Here is a 1,661-nt window from a genome sequence, read left to right as displayed (position 1 = left end):
GCCGCTGTCGGCCTCGATCGCCGCGGAGTACGGCGTCGACGAATCGTCGGTGCTCGTGACCGCAGGCGCGACCCACGCCAACTTCCTCGCCGCCGCCTCGGCGCTGTCGCTGGCCGAGGGCGACCGGATCGTCGTCGAGGATCCCGGCTACGACCCGCTCGTCCACACGCCGGCCGGCATCGGCGGGACGGTTGAACGCTTCGAGCGACCCGCCCGATCGGGCTACCCGCTGCTCCCGAGCGAGATCGCGTCGGCCGTCTCCGGGCAGACGGCGTTGGTCACCGTCACGAACCGCCACAACCCCACGGGTCGGCTCACTCCGCGGGAGGAACTGGCGTCGGTCGCGGCGGCCGTCACCGACGCGAACAGCCGGCTGCTCGTCGACGAGGTCTACGGCCCGTACACTGCCGAGAACGACGCCGAAGGAGCGTTCGGCGGCGTCACGGCGGCGGGGCTTCCCAACACGATCGTGACAGGCTCGTTCACGAAGTTCCACGGGCTCGGCGGGCTCCAAGTCGGCTGGCTGATCGCCGACGAGTCGTTCGTCGAGCGCGCCCGGGAGGTGTTCATGCACGTCCCTTCGGTCGCGGAACCGAGCCGCGCGCTCGCTCGTCGCTTCTTCGCCCACCGGGACGAGCTGGTCGCGGAGTCCCGCGAACATCTCCGCCGGAATCACGAGCTACTCTCGTCGTTCATCGAGGATCGGTCGGATCTCGACGGCGAGATCGCCGCCGGCTGCACGTACGGCTTCGTCAAACACGAGCGCGCCGACGGCGACGAGCTCGCCGAGGCGGCGTGGGACGCCGGGGTACTGGTCGTGCCGGGGCGGTTCTTCGACGCGCCGTCGGGGGTCCGGATCTCGGCCGGTCGGAGTCCCGAGGCGATCGAAGCGGGGCTGGACACGCTCGGCGAGGTGCTCGACGAGCTCTGAGGGATCTCGCCGACGCTGGCGAACAGGTGGCAGTTCGTCGGCGAGGCAGGTGCCACGCTCCCGCTGCTGCCCCGCCGCGGTGGTCAGGTCACGGGGAGCGTGGTCCCGTTCTCGTACTTGAACGTCGGGGTCAGTCGGCGTCGACAGCCGCCGCGAGCGTCTCGATCGGGTGGGGCGGCTCCGAATCGGCGCCCGGTCGATCCTCGAGCTGGGTTCGACAGGACGCCCCCGGCGCGACGACTTCGTCGCCGTCGGCGGCGTCGATCTGGTCGAACAGAATCCGGCCGATCGCTTTGCTCATCGAGAAGTGTTCGGCCTCGTAGCCGAAGCTGCCGGCCATCCCACAGCAGGTGGAGTCCAGCGGGTCGACCTCGAAGCCGGCACGTCGGAGCACGCCAACCGCGTGGTGATCCTTCTTGCTCGCTTTCTGGTGGCAGTGGCCGTGGTAGACGAGCGATCCCCCGCCAGCCGCGTCGAGGCCGTCGTCGAGCCGGAACGCGTCGAGATACTCGAAGACGCCGTAGGTGGCGTTCGAGACGGTCGCCACGTCGTCCCCGGCCAACAGATCGTGGTAGTCCGACTGGAGCATCACCGCGTCGGAGGGCTCGACCACGACCACGTCCCAGCCGTCGGCGACTCTCGGGGCGAGCGCGTCGACGTTCTCGCGGGCGCGCTCCCGGGCCTCGTCGACGAACCCCTTCGAGAGCGGCGGCCGACCGCTGGCGCCCGC

At 70.6% G+C, this 1,661-nt stretch carries 1 protein-coding gene and 1 pseudogene; one reads left to right on the top strand and one right to left on the bottom strand.

Going from position 1 to position 1,661, the window contains the following annotated elements; all coding sequences use genetic code 11:
- A pseudogene (locus ACFR9S_RS10160) lies at positions 1–931 on the top strand (pyridoxal phosphate-dependent aminotransferase); the annotation flags it as partial.
- Positions 932–1,061: 130 nt separating this feature from the next.
- Here ACFR9S_RS10160 and ACFR9S_RS10155 read toward each other — a convergent pair.
- Positions 1,062–1,661, bottom strand: a 600-nt coding sequence (locus tag ACFR9S_RS10155; protein WP_379818545.1) for a (Fe-S)-binding protein, incomplete at its 5' end; no start/stop codon positions are given.

Source organism: Halolamina salina (assembly GCF_042678005.1).
Taxonomy (GTDB): Archaea; Halobacteriota; Halobacteria; order Halobacteriales; family Haloferacaceae; genus Halolamina; species Halolamina salina.
This window is presented reverse-complemented; position numbering and strand designations above follow the sequence as displayed.